General features: G+C 74.3%; 18 protein-coding genes. 12 read left to right on the top strand and 6 right to left on the bottom strand.

The window, feature by feature from the left end:
- The first annotated feature begins 59 nt into the window (after positions 1-59).
- The gene (locus ACTWP5_RS16290) at positions 60-626 is read left to right on the top strand and encodes a GNAT family N-acetyltransferase (protein ID WP_443221669.1); all 567 of its coding nucleotides are present in this window, start codon (positions 60-62) and stop codon (positions 624-626) included.
- Positions 627-685: 59 nt separating this feature from the next.
- The gene (locus ACTWP5_RS16295; protein ID WP_443221670.1) at positions 686-1,063 is read left to right on the top strand and encodes a VOC family protein; all 378 of its coding nucleotides are present in this window, start codon (positions 686-688) and stop codon (positions 1,061-1,063) included.
- 182 nt (positions 1,064-1,245) lie between these two features.
- Here the strand turns inward: ACTWP5_RS16295 and ACTWP5_RS16300 are convergent, their stop codons facing one another.
- The 3 genes from ACTWP5_RS16300 to ACTWP5_RS16310 are packed head-to-tail and all read right to left on the bottom strand — an operon-like array spanning position 1,246 to position 3,386.
- Positions 1,246-2,205: an aminoglycoside phosphotransferase family protein gene (locus ACTWP5_RS16300; protein WP_443221671.1), complete on the bottom strand. Its 960-nt coding sequence runs from the start codon at positions 2,203-2,205 to the stop codon at positions 1,246-1,248.
- A gap of 3 nt (positions 2,206-2,208) precedes the next feature.
- Positions 2,209-2,649 carry a ferritin-like domain-containing protein gene (locus ACTWP5_RS16305; RefSeq protein ID WP_443221672.1) on the bottom strand — a complete coding sequence of 147 codons (441 nt, stop codon included), beginning with the start codon at positions 2,647-2,649 and terminating at the stop codon, positions 2,209-2,211.
- Positions 2,646-3,386 (bottom strand): hypothetical protein, encoded by a 741-nt coding sequence (locus tag ACTWP5_RS16310; RefSeq protein ID WP_443221673.1) that lies wholly within the window; start codon positions 3,384-3,386, stop codon positions 2,646-2,648. The genes ACTWP5_RS16305 and ACTWP5_RS16310 overlap by 4 nt, the downstream gene beginning before the upstream one ends.
- Positions 3,387-3,675: 289 nt before the next feature.
- Between ACTWP5_RS16310 and rimP the strand changes: the two genes are divergently transcribed.
- From rimP to ACTWP5_RS16350, 8 genes are all read left to right on the top strand, one after another.
- Positions 3,676-4,191 carry a ribosome maturation factor RimP gene (rimP, locus tag ACTWP5_RS16315; protein WP_443221674.1) on the top strand — a complete coding sequence of 172 codons (516 nt, stop codon included), beginning with the start codon at positions 3,676-3,678 and terminating at the stop codon, positions 4,189-4,191.
- 2 nt (positions 4,192-4,193) lie between these two features.
- On the top strand, positions 4,194-5,192 hold the full coding sequence (nusA, locus tag ACTWP5_RS16320) for a transcription termination factor NusA (RefSeq protein ID WP_443221675.1): 999 nt from the start codon (positions 4,194-4,196) through the stop codon (positions 5,190-5,192).
- 233 nt (positions 5,193-5,425) lie between these two features.
- Complete coding sequence (locus ACTWP5_RS16325) at positions 5,426-5,734, top strand: YlxR family protein (RefSeq protein WP_443221702.1); 309 nt, start codon at positions 5,426-5,428, stop codon at positions 5,732-5,734.
- Between the two features lie 121 nt (positions 5,735-5,855).
- On the top strand, positions 5,856-8,846 hold the full coding sequence (infB, locus tag ACTWP5_RS16330) for a translation initiation factor IF-2 (protein ID WP_443221676.1): 2,991 nt from the start codon (positions 5,856-5,858) through the stop codon (positions 8,844-8,846).
- A gap of 89 nt (positions 8,847-8,935) precedes the next feature.
- The gene (locus tag ACTWP5_RS16335) at positions 8,936-9,229 is read left to right on the top strand and encodes a DUF503 domain-containing protein (protein WP_443221677.1); all 294 of its coding nucleotides are present in this window, start codon (positions 8,936-8,938) and stop codon (positions 9,227-9,229) included.
- Between the two features lie 110 nt (positions 9,230-9,339).
- On the top strand, positions 9,340-9,882 hold the full coding sequence (rbfA, locus tag ACTWP5_RS16340) for a 30S ribosome-binding factor RbfA (protein ID WP_443221678.1): 543 nt from the start codon (positions 9,340-9,342) through the stop codon (positions 9,880-9,882).
- Entirely contained in the window at positions 9,879-10,766 is an 888-nt protein-coding gene (truB, locus tag ACTWP5_RS16345; protein ID WP_443221679.1) for a tRNA pseudouridine(55) synthase TruB, read from the top strand. Before rbfA ends, truB begins: the two co-directional genes overlap by 4 nt.
- Positions 10,767-10,824: 58 nt before the next feature.
- Positions 10,825-11,778 (top strand): bifunctional riboflavin kinase/FAD synthetase, encoded by a 954-nt coding sequence (locus ACTWP5_RS16350; protein ID WP_443221680.1) that lies wholly within the window; start codon positions 10,825-10,827, stop codon positions 11,776-11,778.
- A 44-nt stretch (positions 11,779-11,822) separates the two neighbouring features.
- On the opposite strand, the gene ACTWP5_RS16355 is transcribed toward ACTWP5_RS16350, so the two are convergent.
- Entirely contained in the window at positions 11,823-14,690 is a 2,868-nt protein-coding gene (locus tag ACTWP5_RS16355; protein WP_443221681.1) for an SCO5717 family growth-regulating ATPase, read from the bottom strand.
- 381 nt (positions 14,691-15,071) lie between these two features.
- Here ACTWP5_RS16355 and ACTWP5_RS16360 point away from each other — a divergent pair, with 381 nt between their 5' ends.
- Positions 15,072-15,782 carry a class I SAM-dependent methyltransferase gene (locus tag ACTWP5_RS16360; protein ID WP_443221682.1) on the top strand — a complete coding sequence of 237 codons (711 nt, stop codon included), beginning with the start codon at positions 15,072-15,074 and terminating at the stop codon, positions 15,780-15,782.
- 84 nt (positions 15,783-15,866) lie between these two features.
- Here the strand turns inward: ACTWP5_RS16360 and ACTWP5_RS16365 are convergent, their stop codons facing one another.
- Positions 15,867-16,130, bottom strand: coding sequence for a DUF397 domain-containing protein (locus ACTWP5_RS16365; protein WP_443221683.1), 264 nt, complete (start codon positions 16,128-16,130; stop codon positions 15,867-15,869).
- Positions 16,131-16,352: 222 nt separating this feature from the next.
- Complete coding sequence (locus tag ACTWP5_RS16370) at positions 16,353-16,619, bottom strand: hypothetical protein (protein ID WP_443221684.1); 267 nt, start codon at positions 16,617-16,619, stop codon at positions 16,353-16,355.
- Positions 16,620-17,326: 707 nt separating this feature from the next.
- Here ACTWP5_RS16370 and rpsO point away from each other — a divergent pair.
- A complete protein-coding gene (gene rpsO, locus ACTWP5_RS16375) occupies positions 17,327-17,617 on the top strand; it encodes a 30S ribosomal protein S15 (RefSeq protein ID WP_120698701.1) in 291 nt (96 codons plus the stop codon).
- Positions 17,618-17,909: the final 292 nt, after the last annotated feature.

Here is a 17,909-nt window from a genome sequence, read left to right on the forward strand (position 1 = left end):
GCGCGGCGTCCCCGCGGCCCGGCGCGACGATCCGTGCTCGGCGCGTTAACCTCCGGGACATGACACCTTCCGCGGGCGAGTCCGCCCCCGGTGCCCAGGACGTCGTGGTGGGGCCGTTGGACCTGGCGGCCCGCGTGGACGAGGCACTGGCCGTGCAGGCCCAGGCGTTCGGTCTGAGCAAGGAGGAGGTCGGCGTCCGGCGACACATCGTGCTGCGCCACCTCACCCACCCCGGCGCCCGGTCGCTCGGCGCCACCACCCCCACCGGCGAGCTGGTCGGGTTCGTCTACGGCATGCCCAACGACCGTGCCCAGTGGTGGTCCACCGTGGTGGAGCCGTACCTGCGCCGCGCCGGCAACGAGGCGTGGCTGGACAACGCCTTCACCATCACGGAGCTGCACGTCCTGCCCGCCTACCAGGGCCACGGCACGGGGCGGCGGCTGATCACCACGCTCACCGACGCCGCCGCCGAGCCCCGGTCGATCCTCTCCGCCGTCGACGTCGAGAGCCCCGCCCGCGCGCTCTACCGCCGCCTCGGGTACCGCGACCTCGCCCGCCGGGTCCTCTTCCCCTCCGCCCCCAGCGCCTACGCCGTCATGGGCGCCGAGCTACCCCTGCGGCGCTGAGCCACCCCGCGGCGCCGAGTCGAGGGGCGGCTGTCAGTGCCATGCCGCACAATCGCCTCATGCTGAGCATCGGGTCCGTGGTGATGGGCGTGTCCGACGTGTGCCGGGCCGCCGCCTTCTGGATGGCCGCCCTGGGGTACGTGCCCCGTGAGGAGATCGAGGACGACTGGGTGGTGCTGGTGCCGGGGGAGGGGGCCAGAGCCGGCTTCCAGCTCTCCCTCGGCCTGAGCGAGACGCCCGTCCAGGACCACCCGCGGATACACCTCGACCTGTACGCGGGGGACGCGGCCGACCAGGCGGCCGAGGTCGAGCGGCTGGTGTCCCTCGGCGCCCGCCGCGTGGACTGGGACAGCTATCCACCGGACGCCGACTTCGTCGTTCTCGCCGATCCGGAGGGGAACCGCTTCTGCGTCATCGACACCGGCGGACACGCCTGAGCCCGAGCGAGCCGGGCCCACCGTTCGTCCCTCCGGCGAGGAGACCCCCGCTCGGGTCGCGCGCGCCGCGGCGGTGACGGCCGGCGGCACGGGCCGATCGGGTGGCGGAGCGCGTCAGCGGGACCGGCAGCGCCAGCGGGACCGGCCATGTGCTCGCTCCGGGCCCAGGCCCGGGACAGCCTTCAGAGCCAGCTGGCGAACTCCAGGAGCATCTCCCCGTCCTCCCTGCGTCCCTCCGTGAGGGCACGGACGCCGGAGGCGACGGCGCGGAAGTGGGACCAGGCCCGCAGGCGTTCCGCGTCGACCTCCACCAGGTCCGCCAGCCGCGCCACCCGGCGCCGTGTCATCGCGGCGGCCCCCGGGGAGGCGACGAGGTCGTGCAGCCGGTCACGCACGAGCCGCGCCAGGTCGTAGGCCCGCTCACCCACCAGCGGTTCGGGTCCGACGGCCAGCCACGGCGCGCGCTCGGCGTCGGAGGCCAGCACGGCGCCCTGCCGGAAGTCCCCGTGGAGCAGCCGCCGCTCCTCGTCGGGGCGCTCCCCGTCGGGGGGAGCCTGTCCGTCGCCGCCTCCCCCGCCGGCGACCAGGCTCTCGCGCAGCGACAGCGCCTCCTCGACGAGCGGCGCGACGAGCGACGCCACCTCCGCCGACAACGCCGCCTCGCGGAGCGCGACCGCCTGCCCCGCCGTCACCTCGGCCACGGTCGGGAACGGGTGCCCCGCGCCCGGATCCACCCACAGCCGGTGCGCGGTCTCCACCGCCTCCAGGATCGCCTTGGCCTCCGGCAACGCCCGCAGGCTGGTCTCGCCGTGCAGACGCTCCAGCAGCAGCGCCCCCACCTCGGGGGCCGACCGCAGCACCCGCACCGCACCCCGGCCGTCCCACCGCCGCAGCGCCGCGTCCTCGTAAGCCGCCGCGCCCGGCAGACAGAGCTTCAACGCGGCCCGTTCGCCGTCGGCTCGCCGGACCAGGACGGTGACGCTGCTGCGCCCGCCCGGTTCGGCGACCCGCTCGGCGGTCAGCTCCCAGTCGCGCAGCATGCGGGTGGCGAGCGCGGGCAGCGCGGCCAGCCAGTCCCCCGCGACGCCGTACTGGGCCCGGACGACCCGCTGCGGTGGGTCGAGACGGAGCGTGGCGGCCATCGTTCACCGCCCTCCGGCGTTCGCGTACTCCGCGAGACCGGGGAACGCCACGCCCTCGCCGCTCCACCGCGCCGCCCGCACCGCCGCCTCGCTCAGGGCCCCCGCCGCCGTCCGTCGCTCCTCGCCGGTGGTGACGAGCACCAGGTCCGCGTAGGCGCCGGCGAGCCGCAACTCCACCTCGGCGGCCAGCCGCGCCGCGCCGGTCGCGTCGGTGACCGCGAAGGGCAGCTCGTAGGCGGCGGCGGAGGCCACCGGTGTGGCGCCCAGGCGCCGGAGGGTGCGCGCCAGCGCGTCACGTCGGGCGCGGTGGGCGGTGTGCGCCTCCTGCGCCTCGCCGGCCCGTTCCTCGCCGATCAGCCCGCCGACCACGCCGTAGCCGTAGACCGCGGCGTGCTCCGCGGCCAGCGCCGCCTGTGTCGCCTCCGCCACGTCCACCGAGCTCATCGCCGGGCCTTCCTCAACTCGTTCAGCAGATACGCCTGCGCCGACCCCGCGGCGGCCAGGGACGCCAGCAGCCGGGCCAGCTCCGGCGGCGCGTCGGCCAGCGCCCGCGACCGCTTCCGTGCGGCGCGCCGCTCGGCGTCGGCCAGCGCCTGGATCGCCTCGTCCTGCTCGGCCGGGACCTCGGGTCCCACTCCGCCGCCGCCCGACGCCGCGCCGGCCTGTCGCCCGCCGGCCGCCTCCTGCCTCGGTCCCGACCCCGAGCCCTCGCCCCCTCCGGGGGCTGAGCCGGTGTCGCCGAGCGCGGTCAGGTGGGCGGTGACCACCGCGCGGAAGGGTTCGAGCGGCGCTCCCAGCGCCGGGTGCACCCGCGCGGTGGCGTCGTAGCGCGCCAGCAGGTCCGAGCTGTCCCTGGCCGTGCGCCGCCGCAGCCCCACGTCGTCGGTGGGTGCCTCCTCCTCGTCGCCGTCCCCTCCGGAGCAGGACGCGAGCACACCGGCCACGGCGATCGTGGCGCCGCCGGTCAGCAGCGTGCGCCGGGGCACGCCGAGGAAGCGGCCCGAGCCGCCGGTCAGGGCGACGCCGCGGCGCACGACGCGGTCCGGCGAGCCAGGGAAGCCAGGGAAGCCGGGAGAGTTGGGGCAGCGGTCGGAGTCGGAGGAGGGGACGGGATCGGTGAAGTCGGTGGATTCGGTGGAGTCGAACGCATCGGAGGAGCCGAAGGAGACGCCAGGGGGCATCGTTTCCCCGCACTCGGAGGTCACAGCGGATCGTTGGGCAGACGCGGTCGCTCTCCGTCGGCAGGCCCGGCGGAGAGATCACCGCCCCGTGAGCGTACCCGCGCTCTGGGCGTATGCCCGCCTCACCCCACCCTCGGCGCGCCCGGAGGTCTCCCTCCGTCCGGTCCGCACACCGCGCCGCAGGCGATAGGGTGTTGGGCGAGACCCAGCGGGAACCTTCTCCCATCCTCACGTCCCCACCCCACCCGCACAGCGCCACAACAGCAGACGCGGCCGAGGAGTCACCCGGATGAGCACCACCCAGATCGACAGGCTGCGGGAGCTGCTGGAGCCGTTGGCGGCCAGGCGGGGGATGGATCTCGAAGAGGTCGTCGTCACCCCGGCCGGCCGCCGTCGCGTGCTGCGCGTGGTGGTGGACACCGACGAGGGAGTGGGCCTGGACGCCTGCGCCGAGCTGAGCCGCGAGGCCTCGCAGCTTCTCGACGAGACGGACGTCATGGGCGGCGCCCCGTACGTGCTGGAGGTGTCCTCGCCCGGCGCCGAGCGCCCCCTGAGCGAGCCACGGCACTACCGACGGGCCGTCGGCCGCCTGGTCCGGGCCCATCTGCACGCGGGGGACGTGCTGACCGGACGGATCGTGGCCGTGGACGAGGAGGGCGTTGACCTCCAGATCCCGGGGCAGAAGGGGCGCAGGCCCACGGCGCGTAGGCTCGCCTGGGACGAGATCGCCAGGGCCCGTGTCGAGGTGGAGTTCAACCGCACGACCGCGTCTGGCCCGCGGGTCGAGAGGCAGGAGGAGGCGTAGCCGTGGATATCGATATGAGTGCCCTGCGCGGGCTCGTCCGGGAGAAGGAGATCTCCTTCGATCTGCTCGTCGAGGCGATCGAGGCCGCCCTCCTCATCGCCTACCACCGCACGGAGGGCAGCCGCCGGCACGCGCGGGTCGTCCTCGACCGCTCGACCGGACACGTCACCGTCTGGGCCCGGGAGGACACCGAGGACCTGACGGAGGCGGGTGCCGACGCCGAGCCGCGGGAGTTCGACGACACCCCCGCCGGCTTCGGCCGCATCGCCGCCACCACCGCCAAGCAGGTCATCCTGCAGCGGCTGCGCGACGCCGAGGAGGACGTCACCTTCGGCGAGTACGCCGGGCGCGAGGGCGACGTCGTGACGGGGGTCGTCCAGCAGGGCCGCGACCCGCGGAACGTGCTGGTGGACATCGGGAAGCTGGAGGCGATCCTGCCCCCGCAGGAGCAGGTGCCGGGCGAGGAGTACACCCACGGCGCCCGTCTGCGGTCCTACGTGGTGCGGGTGGCCAAGAGCCCTCGCGGCCCCTCGGTGACCCTCTCGCGCACCCATCCGAACCTCGTCAGGAAGCTCTTCGAGCTGGAGGTGCCGGAGATCGCCGACGGCACGGTGGAGATCGCCGCGATCGCCCGCGAGGCCGGGCACCGCACCAAGATCGCGGTGCGCTCGCTGCGCCCGGGGCTGAACGCGAAGGGCGCCTGCATCGGCCCGATGGGCGGCCGGGTGCGCAGCGTCATGGCCGAGCTGCACGGTGAGAAGATCGACATCGTGGACTGGTCCGACGACCCGGCCGAGCTGGTGGGAAACGCGCTCTCCCCGGCCCGGGTCACGAAGGTGGAGGTCGTGGACGCCGTGGCCCGCTCCGCCCGGGTGACCGTCCCCGACTACCAGCTGTCGTTGGCGATCGGCAAGGAGGGGCAGAACGCCCGCCTGGCCGCCCGCCTCACCGGCTGGCGCATCGACATCCGCTCCGACACGGCGCCCGCGGCCGAGGCGTAGGCCGGCGCGGCGCGGCCGCCGGGAGGGGCGGGACGCAACGGAAGCACCCAGCGGCACCCGGCGGCGCCGCGGGCGCCGGGCCCACACCGCCGGGCCTGCCGCCCCGCCGGTGACCTGCGGCTGCGGGCGTGAGGGGAATGTCCGTGGCGGCCATGGCGTTCTCGTGTGTCGTGCGACACCGGGACGCGCTGACCCGATCGGGTGACGCGAAGCACGGGGAGGTAGAATCGTCTGTGTCTGGCCGGACACGCGCGAGAGCCTGCCCTGAACGCACCTGCGTCGGATGTCGGCAGCGCTCCGCCCGCGATGGCTTGCTGCGTGTGGCGCTGATCGAGGACCGCTGCGTCCCCGATCTTCGCGGTACGCTGCCCGGCCGGGGTGCCTACGTGCATCCCACGGTGGCCTGCCTCGAGCTGGCACTCCGCCGTCGGGCGTTCCCGCGGGCCTTTCGGACCCAGGGATCGCTTGACACAGGAGAGCTGCGACAGGCGGTCGGCCAGGCGGCACCGCACGAAATACCGCACGGAAAGGCCGTGCGGTAGTACCTCGCGAGTTGGAAGTAGGTCGAGATTGCGATGAGCACTCGATGAGTACGCGATGAGTACGCCCGAGAAGTAGCGAAGGTCCGGCGGACGACCGACCCCGGACCGTATAAGGAGCGAAGTGGCTAAGGTCCGGGTATACGAGCTCGCCAAGGAGCTTGGAGTGGAGAGCAAGGTCGTCATGGCCAAGCTCCAAGAACTTGGTGAATTCGTCCGTTCGGCGTCCTCGACGATCGAGGCGCCTGTTGTACGTAAGCTGACCGACGCGTTCAGCACGGGCAGTGGCGGGGCGAAGAAGCCCGCCAGGCCGGGAGCGGGCGGGGCGAAGCCCGCCGCGCCCAGGCCCGGCGGCGCGGCGCCCAAGCCCGCCGCGCCCAGGCCGGCTGGAGCGGCGCCGAAGCCGGGAGCCCCCCGGCCCGCGACGCCCAAGCCCGGTGTCCAGCCGCGGCCCGCCGCGGCCCCCGAGTTCACCCAGCCGACCAGCGAGAGCGCGCCGGCGAAGCCCGCGGGTCCGCGGCCGTCCGGTGGCGGCGCCGCCCCGTCGGCTCCCCGTCCCGGTGGCTCCGGCGCCAGGCCGGGCCCCAAGCCCGGCGGTTCCGGCCCCCGTCCCGGCGGCGCCAAGCCCGGCCCCGCCGCGCCGAAGCCGGGCGGACGCCCGGCCGGCCCTCGTCCGGGCAACAACCCCTTCACCACCAGCGGCTCCACCGGCATGGCCCGCCCGCAGCAGGCGCCGCGTCCCGGTCCGGGACCGCGCCCCGGCGGGCAGCCGGGCGCCGGCCGGCCGGGTGGGCAGGACCGCCCGGGTCCGCGTCCGCAGGCACCGGGTGGCGGTCGCGCCACGCCGGGTAACATGCCGCGTCCGCAGGGTCCCGCGGGCGCCGGTCCGCGTCCCGGTCCCCGGCCCTCGCCGGGCATGATGCCGCAGCGTCCGACGGCCGGCGGACGTCCCGGCGGCGGCCCTGGTGGCGGCGGTGGCCGTCCCGGTGGTGGCGGCCCGCGTCCCGGCGGCGGTGGCGGCGGCTTCAGTGGCCGCGGCGGCCCGCGTCCGGGTGGCGGCGGCGGCTTCGGTGGCGGCGGCGGTGGACGCCCCGGCACCGGCACCCGTCCCGGTGGCGGCGGTGGCCGTCCCGGTGGTGGCGGCGGCTTCGGTGGCGGTCCCGCCGGTCGCGGCGGTGGCCGCGGCGGCACGCAGGGCGCCTTCGGACGCCCCGGCGGCCCGGCACGGCGTGGCCGGAAGTCGAAGCGGCAGCGTCGCCAGGAGTACGAGGCGATGCAGGCGCCGTCGATCGGCGGCGTGATGCTGCCGCGCGGCAAGGGCGAGACCATCCGTCTCTCCCGCGGCGCGTCCCTCACCGACTTCGCGGAGAAGATCAACGCCAACCCGGCGTCGCTGGTCCAGGTCATGTTCAACCTGGGCGAGATGGTCACCGCGACCCAGTCGGTCTCCGACGAGACCCTCCAGCTCCTCGGCGACGAGATGAACTACACGGTTCAGATCGTGAGCCCGGAGGAGGAGGACCGCGAGCTGCTGGAGTCCTTCGACATCGAGTTCGGCGAGGACGAGGGTGGCGAGGAGGCCCTGGTCTCCAGGCCCCCGGTCGTCACCGTCATGGGCCACGTCGACCACGGTAAGACGCGGCTGCTGGACGCGATCCGCAAGACGAACGTCATCGAGGGCGAGGCCGGCGGCATCACCCAGCACATCGGTGCCTACCAGGTCTCGATCGACGTCAACGACGAGGCGCGGAAGATCACGTTCATCGACACCCCGGGTCACGAGGCGTTCACCGCCATGCGTGCCCGTGGTGCCAAGTCCACCGACATCGCGATCCTCGTGGTCGCGGCCAACGACGGCGTGATGCCGCAGACCGTCGAGGCGCTCAACCACGCCAAGGCGGCGGACGTGCCGATCGTCGTCGCGGTCAACAAGATCGACGTCGAGGGCGCCGACCCGGCCAAGGTGCGCGGCCAGCTCACCGAGTACGGCCTCGTCGCCGAGGAGTACGGCGGCGACACGATGTTCGTGGACATCTCCGCCCGCCAGGGCACCAACATCGAGAACCTGCTGGAAGCGGTCGTCCTCACCGCCGACGCCGCCCTCGACCTGCGGGCCAATCCCCACCAGGACGCCCAGGGCATCGCGATCGAGGCCCACCTCGACCGCGGCCGCGGCGCCGTGGCGACCGTGCTGGTGCAGCGCGGCACGCTGCGCGTCGGCGACACCATGGTGGTCGGCGACGCCCACGGCCGTGTGCGGGCCATGCTCGACGACACGGGGCGGAACGTCGCCGAGGCCGGGCCCTCCATGCCCGTCCTCGTGCAGGGTCTGACGAACGTGCCGGGCGCGGGCGACAACTTCCTGGTCGTCGGCGAGGACCGCACCGCCCGTCAGATCGCCGAGAAGCGTGCCGCCCGCGAGCGGAACGCGGCGTTCGCCAAGCGCACCCGCAGGGTCTCCCTGGAGGACCTCGACAAGGCGCTCAAGGCCGGCGAGGTGCAGCAGCTCAACCTCATCCTCAAGGGCGACGCGTCCGGCTCCGTCGAGGCGCTGGAGTCCTCGTTGCTCCAGCTGGAGGTCGGCGACGACGTGGAGCTGCGGGTTCTGCACCGCGGCGTCGGCGCCGTCACCGAGACCGACATCGACCTGGCGGCGGGCTCCAACGCCATCGTCATCGGGTTCAACGTCCGCGCCGAGGGCCGTGCCACCCAGGCCGCCGAGCGCGCGGGCGTCGACGTCCGGTACTACTCGGTCATCTACCAGGCGATCGAGGAGATCGAGGCGGCCCTGAAGGGCCTGCTGAAGCCGGAGTACGAGGAGGTCGAGCTCGGCACCGCGGAGATCCGCGAGGTCTTCCGTTCCTCCCGGCTCGGCAACATCGCCGGTGTCATCATCCGCTCCGGCGAGGTCCGCAGGAACGCCAAGGCTCGCCTGGTGCGCGACGGCAAGGTGGTCGCGGAGAACCTCACCATCGAGGGTCTGCGCCGCTTCAAGGACGACGTCACCGAGATTCGTGAGGGCTTCGAGGGCGGTATCAACCTCGGGAACTACAACGACATCAAGGTCGACGACACCATCGCCACCTACGAGATGCGGGAGAAGCCCCGCGTCTGACACCCGTCCGACGCGGCGCGTCGTGGGGCCTGGCCGGCCGGTGTATATCCGTCGGACAGGCCCCACGCGGGCCACTACGATCAGTCCCCATGTACACCGGGACCCTTTCCTTTGACCTGCTGCTCGGGGAGGTGCACTCCCTGAAGCAGAAGCGCTCCGTGGTGCGTCCGATCGTGGCGGAGCTGCAGCGCAAGCACGCCGTCAGCGTCGCCGAGGTGGGTGACCAGAACCTCCACCGCAGGGCGAGGATCGGTCTCGCCATGGTCTCGGGCGACGCCAGCCACCTCAGCTCCGTGCTCGACCGGTGCGAGCGGCTGGTCGCCGCCCGCCCCGAGGTCGAACTGCTGTCGGTGCGCCGCCGTATCCACGGCGACGACGACTGACCGCGGTCGCCTGACCGTGGACGACCAGCGCGGACGACGGACCGCGAACAACTGACCGCGACCGAGACAATCCGACGATCGAGAGATCGACACGAACGAGGAGACGGATCGTGGCCGACAAGGCACGAGCCAGGAAGCTGGCGGACCTCATCCGCGAGGTGGTCGCCGAGAAGCTGCACCGGGACATCAAGGACCCCCGGCTCGGCACGCGGGTCACCATCACCGACACCCGCGTCACCGGCGACCTGCGAGAGGCGACCGTCTTCTACACGGTCTACGGCGACGACTCCGACCGCGCCGAGGTGGCGGCCGGCCTGCGCAGCGCCCGTGGCGTGCTGCGCTCCGCCGTCGGCGCGGCGGCCGGCGTGAAGCACACGCCGACGCTGGAGTTCGTTCCCGACGCCCTCCCGGAGACCGCGCGCCACCTCGACCACCTCTTCGACGAGGCCAGGGAGCGTGACGAGCGGCTCCGGCGGGACGCGGCGGGCGCCGAGTACGCCGCCGGCGCCGACCCGTACGTCACGCGCGGCGAGGATGTCGAGGGTGCCGAGGACGTCGAGGACACCGAGGACGAGACGGAGGCCGGGGCCGGGGACGGGGAGCGACCCGAGCCCGGCGCGGACGCGACGGGGCCCGAGGGCGACGGCCGATGAGTCAGGGCGACGGCCTGGTCGTGGTGGACAAGCCCGCCGGGTTCACCTCCCACGACGTGGTCGCCGTGGTGCGCGGCATCGCGCGGACCCGCCGCGTCGGGCACGCGGGCACCCTCGACCCGATGGCCACCGGCGTCCTCGTCCTCGGCGTCGGGCGCGCCACGCGCCTGCTCGGCCACCTGGCGCTGACGGAGAAGGCGTACGACGCCACGATCCGCCTGGGCCAGGCCACCGTCACCGACGACGCCGAGGGCGAGGTGACCGCGCGGGCGGGCTCCCGTGGGCTCGACCGAGCCGCCCTCGACGCCGCGGTCACCGCCCTCACGGGTGAGCTCCTCCAGGTGCCCTCCAGCGTCAGCGCCGTGAAGATCGACGGCCGCCGCGCCTACCGGCGGGTCAGGGAGGGCGAGGACGTGGTGCTGCCGGCCCGGCCCGTCACCGTCTCCGCCTTCGACGTCGACGCCGTCGACGAGCTGACCGCCGACGACGGCACCCCGGTCGTCGACGTGACGGCCCGGGTGGTCTGCTCCTCCGGCACCTACGTGCGCGCGCTCGCCCGCGACCTCGGCGCCGCGCTCGGCACCGGCGGGCACCTGACCGCGCTGCGCCGCACCCGCGTCGGCCCCTACGCGCTGGACTCCGCCCACACCCTCGACGAGCTGCGGCGCGAGCTGGCCGTGCTGCCACTCGGGGAGGCCGCGGCGGCGGCGTTCCCCCGCTGGAGCGTGGACGCCCGGCAGGCGGAGCAGTTGGGCCACGGAGTCCGCATCGCGACCCCTCCGCTGCCCCGTGGCCCGGTCGCCGTCTTCGACCCGGACGATCGCTTCGTCGCGCTGATCGAGTCCGAGAACGACCGCGCCAGGAGCCTCGCGGTCTTCCGTTAGCGCCGTGCCGGGTACCGTGGCACGCGGAGACATGGCGTGAGGTCAAGGAGCAGAGACGGTGCAGCGCTGGCGTGGCTTGGAGGAGATCCCCGAGGACTGGGGGAGGTGCGTCGTCACCATCGGCTCGTACGACGGCGTGCACCGTGGCCACCAGCTGATCATCGGGCGGGCGGTGGCGCGTGCCCGTGAGCTGGGCGTCCCCTCGGTCGTGGTCACCTTCGACCCGCATCCGGCGGAGGTCGTCCGGCCGGGCAGCCACCCCGCGGTCCTCGCGCCGCACGGGCGGCGCGCGGAGCTGCTGGCGGGCCTGGGCGTCGACGCCGTGCTGGTGCTGCCGTTCACCACGGAGTTCTCGAAGCTGCCGCCGGCCGAGTTCGTGGTGAAGGTCCTGGTGGAGAAGCTCAGGGCACGCTCGGTGGTGGAGGGGCCGAACTTCCGCTTCGGGCACCGCGCGAGCGGCACCGTCGACTCGCTCGCCGAGCTCGGCCGGACCTACGGCTTCGACGTGACCGTCGTCGACCTCGCCGAGCGGGGAGCCGCGGGGGGCGGGGAGCCGTTCTCGTCCTCGCTGGCGCGACGCCTGGTGGCCGCCGGCGACGTGACGGGGGCGGCCGAGGTGCTGGGCCGGCCGCACCGCGTCGAGGGCACGGTGGTCCACGGCAACCAACGGGGCCGGGACCTCGGCATCCCCACCGCGAACCTCGACACCCCGCCCCACACCGCGATCCCGGCGGACGGCGTCTACGCGGGCTGGCTGACGGCCGGTGGCGAGCGGATGCCGGCGGTCATCTCCGTCGGCACCAACCCGCAGTACAACGGGACGCGGCTCAGCGTCGAGGCGCACGTGCTGGACCGCACCGACCTGGAGCTCTACGGCGAGTACGTCGCCGTGGACTTCCACCTGTACCTGCGCGGGCAGGCGACGTTCGACTCGTTGGAGGCGTTCCTGGCGCAGCTGGAGGAGGACAAGCGGCAGGCGCGCGAGGCCGTCCGCGAGACGCCGGCGGTCTGACCCCGTGAGCCGGCCCCGGCGCGGCGACGCGCCGGGAGCGCGTGTCAGCCCTGCTGCTGGGGCGGGTGCTGCGGCCAGGCCCCCGGCTGCTGCGGCGGGTACACGCCGGACGGCGGCTGGGGCTGGGGCTGCGGCTGTGCCTGGGGCGGCTGCTGCGGGACGTGCGGCGACTGCGGTGCCTGGGGAAGCTGCTGCTGCGGCACCCCGTACGGCGGCTGTGCTTGTGGATGGGCCTGCGGCTGCGCGTGCGGCGGGGCCGGCTGCTGGTGCTGGCCGGGCAGGGGCGGCGCCATCTGCGGCGGCATGGCACCGTGCGCGTCCGGCATCCACAGGCCCTGGGCCTGCTGCGCGCGGGCGAAGTCCTCGGCGATGAGCGCCGCGAGGTCGAAGTACGCCTGCCGCGTCTTCGGCCGCATCAGGTCCAGGTCCAGCTCGGCCCCGGCGGCGAGGTGCTCGTCGAACGGCGCGACGACCACGCCGCGGCAGCGGCTCTGGAAGTGCGCGACGATGTCCTCGACCTTCACCATCCGGCCCGTCTCGCGCACCCCCGAGATCACCGTGATGCTGCGCTGCACCAGCTCGCCGTAGCCGTGCGCCGCCAGCCAGTCGAGCGTGGTGGACGCGCTGGACGCGCCGTCGACGGAGGGCGTGGAGACGATGATCAGCTGGTCGGCCAGGTCGAGCACCCCGCGCATCGCGCTGTAGAGCAGGCCGGTGCCGGAGTCGGTGAGGATGATCGGGTACTGCTTGCCGAGCACGTCGATGACGCGGCGGTAGTCCTCGTCGTTGAAGGTCGTGGAGACCGCCGGGTCCACGTCGTTGGCCAGGATCTCCAGGCCCGAGGGGGCCTGGGAGGTGAAGCGGCGCAGGTCCATGTAGCTGTTGATGTACGGGATCGCGCCGACGAGGTCGCGGATCGTGGCGCCGGTCTCCCGGCGCACGCGGCGGCCGAGGGTGCCCGCGTCGGGGTTGGCGTCGATCGCGATCACCTTGTCCTGCCGCTCGCTGGCGAGGGTCGCGCCGAGCGCGGTGGTGGTCGTGGTCTTGCCGACACCGCCCTTCAGGCTGATCACCGCGATGCGGTAGCACGACAGCACGGGCGTGCGGATGACGGCGAGCTTGCGCTGGCGGTCCTCCTCCGCGGCCTTGGCGCCGAGACGGAACCGCGAGCCGGGTCGGCTCGCCGGCTGCGAACGCGGCTTGGTGCGCCGCTTCTCCTGCAACAGGCGCTCGGAGGAGAGCTCCACCGAGGCGGTGTACCCGAGCGCGCCGGGCTGCATCTGCGGGTACTGCCGCGGGTCCGGCCAGCCGCTGCCGGCGCGGGGGTCCTGTGCGGCGGGCTGCGCCGGCTGCGCCGGCTGCACCGGCTGGGACGGCGGAGCGCCGGACGGGCCGGCCGCCAGCTGCGGCGGCTCCGGCACGGCGGGGAGCGCGGGCTGGGGTGTCGGCTGCTGCGGGAACTGCTGGGGGGCGGGCGGAGCCGGCACCGCGCCCGGCTGCTGCTGGTGCGGAGCCCAGGGGGCCGGGGGTTGCGGCTGTGGCTGTGGCTGGTGCTGTGCCGGGGGCTGCGGCTGCGGTTGCGGTTGCGCGGTGAACATCGGGTACTGCTGTGGCGCGGGCTGTGGGTGGTGCGGCTGCGGGATCGGCGCCTGCGGCGCGCCCGGCGTCTGCGCGACCTGCGGTGGCACCGGGACCCCCGCGGGCGGGGTCGGCTGCGGCGCTCCGCCGTACGGCGGAACGGGGCCGAGCTGTGCCGGGGCGGCCGGCGGCACGGCGAGCTCGCCCACACCCGGCTGCGACGCCGCCGGCGGGAACGCTCCCGGCGGCCCCGGCGGTGCGGGCGGCATGGCCGGTGCCGCGTCCTGCGGGACGGCGTCCTGAGGCTCTTCCAACTCCTCCTCGGCGCCGTGGTCGTCGGCCTCCGCCTCCGGCTGCGGGACGGCGTCGCGCGGCTCGGACGGGTCGGACTCCTCGTGGGACGACGCCAGACCATCGACGCCGAAGGAGAAGGGGGCGACGCGCTCCTCGTCGTCCGCGTCATCGGACGCGGCGCCCGTCGCGGGGCCCGGCTCCGGCCCGGCCACGGGCTCGGACACGGGCTCGGCCACGGGCGCCTGCAACTGCCCACCCTCGTCGTCGGCCTCGTCGTCGCCCTGGGCGTCGGCCTGCTCGGCCACGTCGCTCTCGTTCCCGGGCGACTCCGGCTCGGGCTCCGGCTCCTCCTCGGACTCCAGCTCGTGGGGCGCCAGCGGCACCGCGAACCGCATGGTGCTGCTCGACAGCAGCGCACCGTCACCCCCGGCCGGGGGCTCGGTGCCGCCGACGGAGGTGGGGTCGGCGCTCGCCACGGGCAGCCCGACCGCCGGGGCGACGGAACCGGCCGCCGCGTCCTCGTCCCCGCTCGCGGGCTCCGGCTGCGGCGCCTGCTCCTGCCGCGGCTCCGGGGAAGCGGGCGGGGAGACGAAGAATCCCGGTGGAGTGGGCGGCGTGCCGGGGGGAGAGGCGGTCCAGGGGCCCGGTGGCACGGGCGGCGGTGGGGTGTCCGGCTGCGGCGACGCACTCTGGAAGTCGGGCGGCAGCGGCGGCAGTCCGCCGGGCAGGCCAGACGGCGGCCGAGGCGGCGTGGGTGCTGGGCCGCTGGCCGCCGGGGTGTTCGGAGCGCCGTCCGTGGCCCGCCGCACGGCGGCGGCCGAGATCTGCATCGTCGCCCCGTCGGACGGGCCCCGCGCCGGCGCGTCCTGCGCCTGCTGCCGGCCGCTGTCCTGGTCCTCACCGGAGTACCAGGCGGGCTGGGAGTGGTCGACGGTGAACTGCCCGGTGGTCTCGCGCTCCTCGTCCAGGAGCTCGTCCTCGGGGCGTTCGTCACCGGCGGCCTGTCCCACGGTGCGAACCCCGTCCCGATCGCTGTTCACGACGCCTCCCACAACACGTACCGCATCCTGATCCCGCACGTCATGCCACCTACGCGGATGACGGACCGGATCCCCCGAGTGGTTCCCGTATGGACGTGGGGTCATCTGTCACACCGCGGGCACCGCTCTCCCTCTCACCCTAGTGGCCACCGCTCGATCTCCCCCAGTCTCTTCCAGCCGTGAGGGTGGCCACCACGCCAGAAAGCGAGACAAACGGTGCTATCCGGCAGGAGTTGGCTGGCTTCGGTGCGATCGATACTCCGCGTCTCCCCAAGCGGCTCCGCCGCGCTGCCCTCCGGCACGAGCCCTGCCGCCCCGCCGCCCCGCTGCCCCGCCGAAAATCTCGCGCGCCCCACCCCTCTCACTTGTCACGATCTCTCCATGACCAAGCCCGAGTCCCAGCCCTGGATGCCCGACGAACTCGACCACGCCGGTCCCGAACACCTCGACCCCGACTTCGTCGCCGCCTTCGACCGGAAGCAGGGCCATCCCGACCCCACGGAGGACATCGAGGCGTTCCGCGCACACGGCATCGGCCCCGACGCCACCGTCATCGACCTCGGCGCCGGCACCGGGCAGTTCGCCGTCCCCGCCGCCCGCGCCTTCGCCCACGTCATCGCCGTGGACGTCTCGCCGGCCATGCTCGACGCCCTCCGCGCCCGCGCCGCCGAGGCCGGCGTCAGCAACATCACCGTCGTCCAGGCCGGCTTCCTCACCTTCCCCCACCCGCCCCGGCCGGCCGACGCGGTCCACACCCGCCACGCCCTCCACCAGCTTCCCGACGTGTGGAAGGCCGTCGCCCTCGACCGCATCGCCCACACCCTGCGGCCCGGCGGCGTGCTGCGGCTCCGTGACCTGGTCTACGACATCCACCCCTCCGAGGCCCCCGCCCTCTTCACGGAATGGCTCACCGCCGCCCCCGCCGACCCCGCCCACGGCTACACCGCCGACGACCTGGCCACCCACATCCGGACCGAGCACAGCACCTACCGCTGGCTCCTCGAATCCATGCTCACGACGACCGGCTTCGACATCACGGAGGTGTCCTACGTCGGCCGCGCGTTCGGTGCCTACACCGGCGTCAGGCGCTGAGCCACCCGACGGCGGGGGCGCTTCCGCCGCCTCCGCCTCAGCCGAGCGGTGAGGGGACACGAACACCGCTCACCGCTCGGCGGTCTACTCGATGTCGAACTCGCCGTCACGGGCTCCGAGGACGAACGCCTCCCACTCGGCGGCGGTGAAGCGCAGCACCGTGTCAGGGTCCTTCGAGTTCCGCATCCCGACGGCCCCGCCCGCCAGGTACGCGATCTCCACCTTCTCGTCCTCCGGCCCACCCGGCGCGCTGATCCACTCCACGCCGGAGATGTCCATGGAGTACAGCTCGTTCTTCTCCCGCTCCTTGCGGGCCGCGATCTCCTCGGGGGTCTCCGTGCTCGCCATCAGCGCACGCTCCTCTCGATCAGGCCGTCAACGAACGCCCGCCACGCGCCGGCCGACGCCGCCGTACCGCGTCCCCGGCCCCAGCGCCGCAGCCTGCACGTGATCGTAACGCAGCGCACTGTCACGTCACCGGTTCGATCGCGACGGTCTCCCCCGTCGCCCGGCGCCGAACGCGCCCTCCCTCGGGGCGCCACGCCCGCGCCCCGCGCGCGGTCACGGCACTCACAGAAGAAGGTCGGCCCCGAGCACCAGCACGAACCCGGCTCCCAGCACCCACATCCCCAGTCGGGTCCGCCCGCGTCGGCTCATCTCGATCACCGACCCGGAGAGAACGAACGCCGCGCCGTACAGGCCGAGCGACTGCAACGACGACCCGTCACCGAGCCGCAGGATCAGCACCACCGCCATCGCGACCATCGCGGCGGCGCCGATTCCCATCCGAAGCCGCCGCGCCTGCTGTGGGGTGAGGCCCTCCCGCGTCGAAGTCACGGCAGCAGCATAAGCGTTCGGAGGGCGACCGTTGCGCCCCGATTGACGTCCCGCCGCCGAGCCCGCCGCCCACTCCGTCCCGGCTCCGCACGACGACCACCGGGCCCGGTGGGGCGGGCCCTCCTCCGCGCCCCGCGGGCGTGGTCGGGCGCGGCCCCGCCGCCCGCCGCCGACGACCGTGGCCGCCCCTTTCACCCCTCGCCCCGCCTTCGGTTCCCTCTGTCGCCTGCCCGGCCCTCCATGCCGCCGTCCGCGCGCAGGGCGCGCCGCGTGCCCGGGTGAGGAGCGGGTCCCGGGTGGGGCCCCTGTCGCGGCGCCGTCCCGGGGCCGTGCCGCCCGCTCGCGGCCGACGTCTACACTGAGCCCTCCGGCCCGACCCGCGACGGACGGGCGGAGACCGGCCCCGGCGAGCCCGGGGAGGACCGGCCGCCCAGGGCGGTCCGCACCGACATCACCCCCCGACGTCACCCCCGCGGCGGGCGTCACCCCACGGGACGACCACTCCCGTCTCCACCCCACCCGATGTGCTCCGCGTCGCCCTGGTGCTGTAGCCTGCTTAGCGGCCGTTTGCGTACGCGCCCCCGGAGTGACGGACAAGCCCTCTGGAGGAAGCGCTCAGCGGACCCGCCTCCCGAGTTCAGGAAGCTCCCCCGTGAATCAGGCCGGGGGCACTCGGTGGCTAGCCGATCACTCATCAAGGAGTACGCGTGTCGTCGCTCGATGCCGCCACGAAGCAGAAGATCATCGCCGAGTTCGCCACCAAGGAGGGCGACACCGGCTCCCCCGAGGTTCAGGTGGCGCTGCTCTCCCGCCGTATCTCGGACCTGACCGAGCACCTGAAGACCCACAAGCACGACCACCACTCCCGCCGGGGCCTGCTGCTCCTGGTCGGCCAGCGCCGCCGCCTGCTGCAGTACCTGGCGCGCAAGGACATCCAGCGCTTCCGCACCCTCGTGGAGCGCCTCGGCATCCGCCGCGGCGCGGCGGGAGCCCGGTAGAACGGTGACGAGGGAGCGGCCCGGTCAGGGCCGCTCCCTTCGCCGTACCTGGACGTACCACGAAACCGGGCCGGTGGAGCCCCGCCTTTGTAGGCTGGTCTCACGACGAACTCACCGTTCGACATCGCCCACCCACATCCGTACAACCCGAAGAAAGCATCCCCCACACCGAACGAGGCGGGGCGCCTTCTTACCGTTGCCGGTCCTCGGTAGTGGCGCCCGGGCACCGACCCGGGAGCTTCGATCGATGACCGGCCCGTTGGGAGGTGCTCCCCCCTCATCGTCCCGCCGC

It is taken from the genome of Streptomyces sp. 4N509B (assembly GCF_052245655.1).
In the GTDB taxonomy this organism is placed as follows: domain Bacteria; phylum Actinomycetota; class Actinomycetes; order Streptomycetales; family Streptomycetaceae; genus Streptomyces.